Here is a 7,327-nt window from a genome sequence, read left to right as displayed (position 1 = left end):
CCTGGAGCGCGTAGTCGCTGCGCGCGGAGACGTACACGTCACTGACCGGCCTGGTCCAGTACGCCCCAGCGGCGCCGGATCGCCTTGTCGGCCGCCCCGAAGGCGGCGTCGACCACCAGGCCCAGGACCAGGATCACGATCATGGTGGAGATCAGCCAGGGCGAGTCCGACAGTTCCCGGGAGTAGGTCAGCTGGGCGCCCAGCGAGGTCTGCGAGATGCCGACCACGATCAGCTCGCCGGCCATCAGGCTGCGCCAGGAGAACGCCCAGCCCTGCTTGAGGCCGGCCACGATGGCCGGCAGGGCGGCGGGCGCGATGACGTACCGGTACAGGTTCAGCCCCCGGGCGCCGAGGTTGCGGCCGGCGCGCAGCAGCAGCGGCGGCACGTAGTCCACGCCGGCGATCACGCCGTTGGCGATGGACGGCGCGGCGCCGAGCACCACCACGAAGAAGATCGCCTTCTCGCTCAGCTCGAAGAGCAGGATCGCCAGCGGGAACCACGCGATCGACGGCATGGTCTGCAGCGCGGTGATCATCGAGCCGATCGCGGCCCGCAGGATCCGTGACCGGGCCACCGCGAGGCCGAGCAGCAGGCCCACGGCGACTGAGAAGAGGTAGCCGACCGCCGCCCGGCGCAGGGTGGTGGCGAGTCCGTCCCAGAGTTGGACGCCGCTGAGCTGCCGGAGCAGTTCCTGCCCCACGGCGGCCGGGCCGGGCAGGGCGTACTCGGGCTTCCAGCCGGTCCAGACGACGACCTGCCACGCGCCGACGGCGATGCTGAGCGCGGCCAGCTTCGGCCAGGTCGCCGCCCAGAGCCGGGCGGCCCGCGGCCGGCTCTGCTCCCGGCCGGCCAGCTCCAGGGCGTCCAGCCCCGAGATCTCCGCGTCGGTACGCGGGACGGCGGCGAGGGTGTCACCGGCCATGGCGGCCCACCTCCGTACGCAGGCGGCCGGTGACCTCGGCGGCGACCGCGGCGACCTCGGGGGAGTCGATGCGTCGCGGCCGGGGCACGTCGACCGGGGTGGACCAGATGATCCGGCCGGGTCGGCTGGAGAGCAGGATGATCCGGTCGGCGAGCCGGGCCGCCTCCCGGACGTTGTGCGTCACGAAGAGCACGGTGAGCCGCCGCTCGGTCCAGATCCGTTCCAGCTCGTCGTGCAGGATGTCGCGGGTCATCGCGTCCAGCGCGCCGAACGGCTCGTCCATCAGCAGCACCGGCGTGTCCAGGGCGAGGGTGCGGGCCAGCGCCACCCGCTGGCGCATGCCGCCGGAGAGCTCGTGCGGGCGCTTGCGGCCGAAGTCGGCCAGGTGCACAGTGCCCAGCAGTGCGGCGACCCGTTCCCGACGCGCGGCCCGGGGCAGCCCGCGCAGCTTGAGCGGCACCTCGACGTTGCCCTCGACGGTCAGCCAGGGGAAGAGGGCCGGCTCCTGGAACATCAGCCCCGGCTCGACCCCCTCGCCGAGAGCGATCCGCCCGCCGCTGGGCCGGTCCAGGCCGGCCACGAGGTTGAGCAGCGTGCTCTTGCCGCAGCCGGAGGCCCCGACCAGGCAGACGAACTCCCCGGGCGCGACGTCGAGGGAGACCCCGTCCAGGGCGAGGACGGCGTTCGCCCCGCGCCCGTACACCTTGGTGACGCCGTGCAGCGCGACCGGGCCGGTCGCGCTGCGGGGCGCCGTCGTGGTCGACGTCATGGTTGGACGACCTCGGCCTTGCCCTGGCCCTTGAGCACCTCGTTGAGGTACGTCAGGTCGTAGAGCCCGTCGAGGCTGACCGGCTGGGTCAGCCCGACCGCGACGGCGTGGTCGAGTCCGGTCTTCAGCGAGGAGGCGATGGGGTCGTTGGTGAACTCCAGCGTCGGCCATGCCTGCTTGATCAGCTTGAGGTCCAGCGGCTTGCCGCTGATCTTGCCGATGTGGTCGGAGATGGCCTGCTGCGCCTCGTCGGGCTTGCCGTTGACGAACTCGTTCGCCGCCACCTGCCCCTCGACCAGCTTCTTCACCACGTCGGGGTGGGCCTTGAGGAACTTGGTGCTGACGATCAGGTTGGTGATCACGAACTTGCCGTCCGGCCAGAGGTCGCGCTCGTCGACGAGCACCTTCCCGCCGGCGTTGACCAGCCGGGAGACGAACGGCTCGGGCACCCAGGCGCCGTCGATCGCCCCGCTGCCGAACGTCTCCACCGTCTGGGCGTTCTCCTGCGGGATGATCTTGACGTCGCCGCCGCCCTCCTTGGTCGTGGTGAGGCCCTTCTCCTTGAGCCAGTGGCGGATCGCCACGTCCTGCGTGTTGCCCAGTTGCGGGGTGGCGATCTTCCTGCCCCGCAGGTGCTCGACCGACGTGATCCCGGGCTTCACCACGAGCGCGACGCCGCCGGAGGCCGCGCCGGAGACGACCCGGACGGCCTCGCCCTTGGACTTCGAGAAGGCGTTCACGGTGGGGTTCGGGCCGATGTACGTGGCGTCGAGCGCGCCGGAGAAGATCGCCTCGATCGCGGCGGGGCCCGCGTTGAAGGTCTTCGTCTCCAGCGTGACGCCGGTGCCGAGCTTCTCGGCGAAGATGCCCTTCTCCACGCCGACCACCGCCGGCGCGTGGGTGATGTTGGGGAAGTAGCCGAGCCGCAGGGTCACCGGGCCGGAGCCGCCGCCCGCGCTCTCGCTGTCGTCGCCGCAGGCGGCGGCGGTGCCCAGGGTCGCCGCGCCGACGACGGCGAGGGTGGCCAGGGAGACCGACCGACGCCAGGGGAGCCGTCTCATCGTCCATCCAATCCGCAGTATTCCTACTTAGTTGGTAGGAAGAGTGGGTCAGGTGGTGAGCTGGCGTCAAGGGCCAACCACATGACGGGACTGGTGTCTCAGCAAAGGCGACAATCTCTACCCGTTGGATGGGTTCAGCGGCCTCCGGGCCCGGCGTCGCCGCCGGCTGCCGGGACCGGCGGGCGCGCCGGTTGGTACGCCGGCCGAGGCGGCTGGCCGAAGGTCGGCGATGGCGCGGGTGCCGACGCGCTAGGGTCGATCCCGTGGCGGCGCGGAGATCGAGAATTCCAGCGACGAAGTACCCGGTCGAGCGGTTCACCCTCGACAACGGCCTGCGGGTGGTCCTGACCCCCGACCGCAGCGCCCCGGTGATCGGGGTGGCGGTGGTCTACGACGTCGGCATCCGCTCGGAACCGGAGGGGCGCACCGGCTTCGCCCACCTCTTCGAGCACCTGATGTTCCAGGGCTCGGAGAACCTGGAGAAGCTGGCCCACTTCCGGCACGTGCAGGGGGCGGGCGGCACCTTCAACGGCTCGACCCACCTCGACTACACCGACTACTTCGAGACGCTGCCGAGCAACGCCCTGGAGCGGGCGCTGTTCCTGGAGGCCGACCGGATGCGCGGCCCGCGGCTGACCGAGGAGAACCTGCGCAACCAGGTCGACGTGGTCAAGGAGGAGATCCGGGTCAACGTGCTCAACCGGCCGTACGGGGGCTTTCCCTGGCTGACCCTGCCGCCGGTCATGTTCGACACCTTCCCGAACGCGCACGACGGCTACGGCTCCTTCGTCGACCTGGAGTCGGCCACCGTCGCCGACGCCGCCGACTTCTTCCGCCGCTACTACGCCAGCGGCAACGCGGTGCTGGCCGTCAGCGGCGACATCGACGTCGCCGAGGCGACCGTGCTGGTCGAGCGGCACTTCGGCGACGTGCCGGCCCGGCCCGCGCCGGAGCGGCCCGACTTCGCCGAGCCCGACCTGACCGCGGAGCGGCGCACCTCGTACACCGACAGGCTGGCCCCGCTGCCGGCGGTGGCCGGCGCCTGGCGGGTGCCCGACCCGGTCACCGACTTCGCCGGCTACCTGCCGTACGTCGTGCTGGCCGAGGTGCTCACCGACGGCGACGCCTCCCGGCTGGTGGAGCGGCTGGTGCAGCGGGACCGGGCGGTGACCAGCCTCGGCGGTTACCTCGGCTTCATGGGCGACCCGTTCGACGTGCGGGACCCGACGGCGCTGCTGCTCCAGGCGCACCTGCCGCCCGGCGGGGACGTGGACAAGGTGCTGCGCACCATCGACGAGGAGTTGGACCGGCTGGCCACCGACGGTCTGACGGAGGGCGAGCTGGCCCGCACCCAGGCCCGGATGGCGACCCACCTGCTGCGCGACACCGACGCGGTGCTCGGCCGGGCGCTGCGGATGGCCGTGCTGGAGCAGCAGCGCGGCGAGCCGGGGCTGCTCAACGACCTGCCCCGGCTCGTGGGCGAGGTCACCGACGAGCAGGTCCGGGCCGCCGCGGCCACCCTGCGGCCCGAGCGCCGCGCGTCCATCGAGGTCATCGCCGGAGGCGCCCGATGAGCGCGAGGAGTGAGCCGGGTTTGCGAGCCCCGCAGTCGCGAACGAAGAAGGGCCAGGCGCCGGCAACCGCACAGGCCGGGCCGCGGGAGCTGCCGCCGCTCGGCCCGAACCGCAGGCTCAAGCTGCCGAAGCAGGCCGAGCGCACGCTGGGCAACGGGCTGACCGTGATCGCCGTACGCCGGCCGGCGGTGCCCCTGGTCGAGCTGCGGCTCTGGATGCCCTTCGGCCGCAGCCACCTCGCCCGGGGCGCGATGCTCGCCCAGACCCTGCTCTCCGGCACCGAGGGCATGTCCAGCGTGCAGATCGCCGCCGAGCTGCAGAAGGTCGGCGGCGGGCTGTCCGCCGGGATCGACCCGGACCGGCTGATGCTCTCCGGCGCCGGCCTGGTCACCGGGCTGGACCGGATGCTGGAGATCCTCGCCGACGTGCTCACCGGCGCGACCTACCCGAACGGGGACGTGGCGACCGAGCGGGACCGGCTGGTCGACCGGATCCAGGTCGCGCAGAGCCAGCCCTCGCACCTGGCCCGCACCGCCCTGCTCAAGCGGGTCTACGGCACGCACCCGTACGCGGTGCAGACCCCGGACCCGGAGGCGGTCCGCGCGGTCCGGCCGGGGGTGTTGCGCACCCTGCACGCCCAGCGGGTGCACCCCGCCGACGCCGTGCTGGTGCTGGTCGGCGACGTGCAGCCGGAGCGGGCGCTGGACGCCGCCGAGAAGGCCCTGTCGGGGTGGAACGGCGCCGGGCACACCGCCGACCTGCCGCCCGCCCCGCCGCTGGAGCCCGGGCCGCTGCTGCTGGTCGACCGGCCGGGGTCGGTGCAGTCCTCGCTGCGCATCGCGCTGCCGGCGGTGCCCCGCACCCATCCCGACCACGCCGCGCTGCAACTGGCCAACCTGGTCTTCGGCGGCTACTTCTCCTCCCGCTGGGTGGAGAACATCCGCGAGGACAAGGGCTACACCTACGGCCCCCACTCGCTCGTCGAGCACTCGGTGGCCGGGTCGGTGCTGGTCGCCGCCGCCGAGGTGGCCACCGAGGTCACCGGGCCGGCGCTGCTGGAGACGACGTACGAGCTGGGGCGGCTGGCCAGCCTCCCGCCCCGGGAGGACGAGCTGGAACAGGCCCGCCAGTACGCGCTCGGCACCCTCCAGCTCGGCATGTCCACCCAGGCCGGGCTGGCCTCGCTGACCAGCGCGTACGCCGGCAACGGGCTGCGGCTGGAGTTCCTGGCCGAGCACGCCGCCCGGCTGGCGAAGGCCACCGTGGCCGACGTGGCCGAGGCGGCGGCCCGCTACCTCGCCCCGGCCCGTGCGGTGACCGTGGTGCTCGGCGACGCCGAGCGGATCGCACCGCAGCTCGCCGCGCTGACCCCGGTCGTCACCGAGCCGGCGCGGCCGTGAGCGGGGAGCCCACGCCGCCGCTGGCCCGCTCCACCCTGGACCGGGCGGCGCACCGGCGCACCGACCCGGGGTGGCTGGCGCAGGCGTGGGCCAGGGCGCGGGTGCTGGTGCTCGACTCCGGCGACGAGGGCCGGGCACTCGTGCGCACGGACACGTCGCCGCCGGCGTTGGTGCTGCTGGACGCGGCCGACCTGCCGCCGGCGGCGTCCCCGATGTTCCTCGGCGTCGAGCCCGACGGCGTGCCGGTCTTCGCCGTGGACGCCCCGCTGCCGGCGGTGCCCGGCGCCCGGCCGGCGCACCTGCGCGAGGTCGGTCACCTGCTGGTGGACCGGGACGCCGGGCTGTTCACCACCGCGCTGGCGCTGGTCAACTGGCACCTGCGGCACCGTTACTCGTCGGCCACCGGGCATCCGACAGAGGTGGACGAGGCCGGCTGGTCCCGCGTCGACCGGGCCGGGGAGCGGATCTGGCCGCGTACCGACCCGGCGATGATCGTGCTGGTGCACGACGGCGTGCCGGGGCCGGGCGGGCGGTGCCTGCTCGGCAACAACGCCACCTGGCCGCAGACCCCCGGCGAGCGCCGCTTCTCCTGCCTCGCGGGCTACGTCGAGCCGGGGGAGTCGGCCGAGGCCGCCGTGCTGCGCGAGGTCCGCGAGGAGGTCGGCGTCCCGGTCGAGGACATCGCGTACGCGGGCAGCCAGGCGTGGCCGTTCCCCGGCTCGCTGATGCTGGGCTTCCTCGCCACGGCCGACCCGGAGCACCCGGTGCGGCTCGACCCGGCGGAGATCGCGTACGCCCGGTGGTTCACCCGCACCGAGATCGGGGCGGCCCTGGCGGGACGGCCGGTGGATGTGGGCGGCGCCCGGCTGGTCCTGCCGCCGCGGTCGTCCATCGCACTGTTCCTGATCCACCGCTGGCTCGACGGTCACTGCTGAACCGGCACCTGCGGGGCCGGGCCGGTGACCGCGCGAACGTGCGGTCCCGGCCCGTGGCCGCCGTTGCCGCGACGGTCACGGGCCGGGAACACGGGCCGTCGTGGTCGGCTGGGCAAGGAACGCGGCGGGGGAGCCGGTCGGCCACGACGGACGTCTCGGAGGGGTCAGCTGCCCCGGTCGCTTCGTGTTCGCCAGCCGAGGGCCGGCTCGTCGAGCGGGAGCACCTTGACCCGCTGTTTCCCGGAGCGGACCGCGCCCACCGTGGACAGGGCCCGGGCCAGCAGCAGCGCGGCATCCCGGTCCTCGGCGTGCACGATCTGTCGGCGTGGTTCGGGCGTGGTGGTCTCGTCCCGCAGGCGGCCACCGCACGCCCAGGCGGCGACGATGTCCACGTCGGCGGCGGCGCGGATGTCGGTGCGAACGATCAGGAAACGCATGTGGGTCTCCGGATGAACCGCGACGGCGGGGAACGGGTGGAAGTTCCACGTCACTCTGTCGCCATGCTACGCCGGCCGAGGGTCTCAGCAAGTGAAACGCGACGATCGGTGCGGAGCCTCGTCCGATCAGCGGATGCCTGGTCAACGCGGACGCGGGCCGGAGACGCGGCGGGGGGGGCGGCGGCGGGGCCGGGCGTCGGGGCGTGGGTGGGGGCGCGGGCGCGGTGC

The 7,327-nt window shown here is 73.7% G+C and carries 7 protein-coding genes; 3 read left to right on the top strand and 4 right to left on the bottom strand.

The window, feature by feature from the left end; genetic code table 11:
* Positions 1 to 38: 38 nt before the first annotated feature.
* Genes AB0L34_RS31975 through AB0L34_RS31965 form a run of 3 tightly spaced genes read right to left on the bottom strand, consistent with a single transcriptional unit; the run spans position 39 to position 2,753 of the window.
* Positions 39 to 923: an ABC transporter permease gene (locus AB0L34_RS31975; RefSeq protein ID WP_363709175.1), complete on the bottom strand. Its 885-nt coding sequence runs from the start codon at positions 921 to 923 to the stop codon at positions 39 to 41.
* Complete coding sequence (locus AB0L34_RS31970) at positions 913 to 1,692, bottom strand: ABC transporter ATP-binding protein (RefSeq protein WP_363709173.1); 780 nt, start codon at positions 1,690 to 1,692, stop codon at positions 913 to 915. The genes AB0L34_RS31975 and AB0L34_RS31970 overlap by 11 nt, the downstream gene beginning before the upstream one ends.
* Positions 1,689 to 2,753 carry an ABC transporter substrate-binding protein gene (locus tag AB0L34_RS31965; RefSeq protein ID WP_363709171.1) on the bottom strand — a complete coding sequence of 355 codons (1,065 nt, stop codon included), beginning with the start codon at positions 2,751 to 2,753 and terminating at the stop codon, positions 1,689 to 1,691. The genes AB0L34_RS31970 and AB0L34_RS31965 overlap by 4 nt, the downstream gene beginning before the upstream one ends.
* Positions 2,754 to 3,016: 263 nt before the next feature.
* Here AB0L34_RS31965 and AB0L34_RS31960 point away from each other — a divergent pair, with 263 nt between their 5' ends.
* The 3 genes from AB0L34_RS31960 to nudC all read left to right on the top strand — a co-directional run bounded on the left by AB0L34_RS31960 (position 3,017) and on the right by nudC (position 6,662).
* Positions 3,017 to 4,327 (top strand): pitrilysin family protein, encoded by a 1,311-nt coding sequence (locus AB0L34_RS31960; RefSeq protein ID WP_363709169.1) that lies wholly within the window; start codon positions 3,017 to 3,019, stop codon positions 4,325 to 4,327.
* Positions 4,328 to 4,416: 89 nt separating this feature from the next.
* A complete protein-coding gene (locus tag AB0L34_RS31955) occupies positions 4,417 to 5,727 on the top strand; it encodes a pitrilysin family protein (RefSeq protein ID WP_363709177.1) in 1,311 nt (436 codons plus the stop codon).
* Positions 5,724 to 6,662 carry an NAD(+) diphosphatase gene (gene nudC / locus AB0L34_RS31950; protein ID WP_363709167.1) on the top strand — a complete coding sequence of 313 codons (939 nt, stop codon included), beginning with the start codon at positions 5,724 to 5,726 and terminating at the stop codon, positions 6,660 to 6,662. Before AB0L34_RS31955 ends, nudC begins: the two co-directional genes overlap by 4 nt.
* 164 nt (positions 6,663 to 6,826) lie before the next feature.
* Here the strand turns inward: nudC and AB0L34_RS31945 are convergent, their stop codons facing one another.
* A complete protein-coding gene (locus tag AB0L34_RS31945; RefSeq protein WP_350704157.1) occupies positions 6,827 to 7,099 on the bottom strand; it encodes a hypothetical protein in 273 nt (90 codons plus the stop codon).
* Positions 7,100 to 7,327 lie beyond the last annotated feature (228 nt).

It is taken from the genome of Micromonospora sp. NPDC052213 (assembly GCF_040679695.1).
GTDB lineage: Bacteria > Actinomycetota > Actinomycetes > Mycobacteriales > Micromonosporaceae > Micromonospora.
This window is presented reverse-complemented; position numbering and strand designations above follow the sequence as displayed.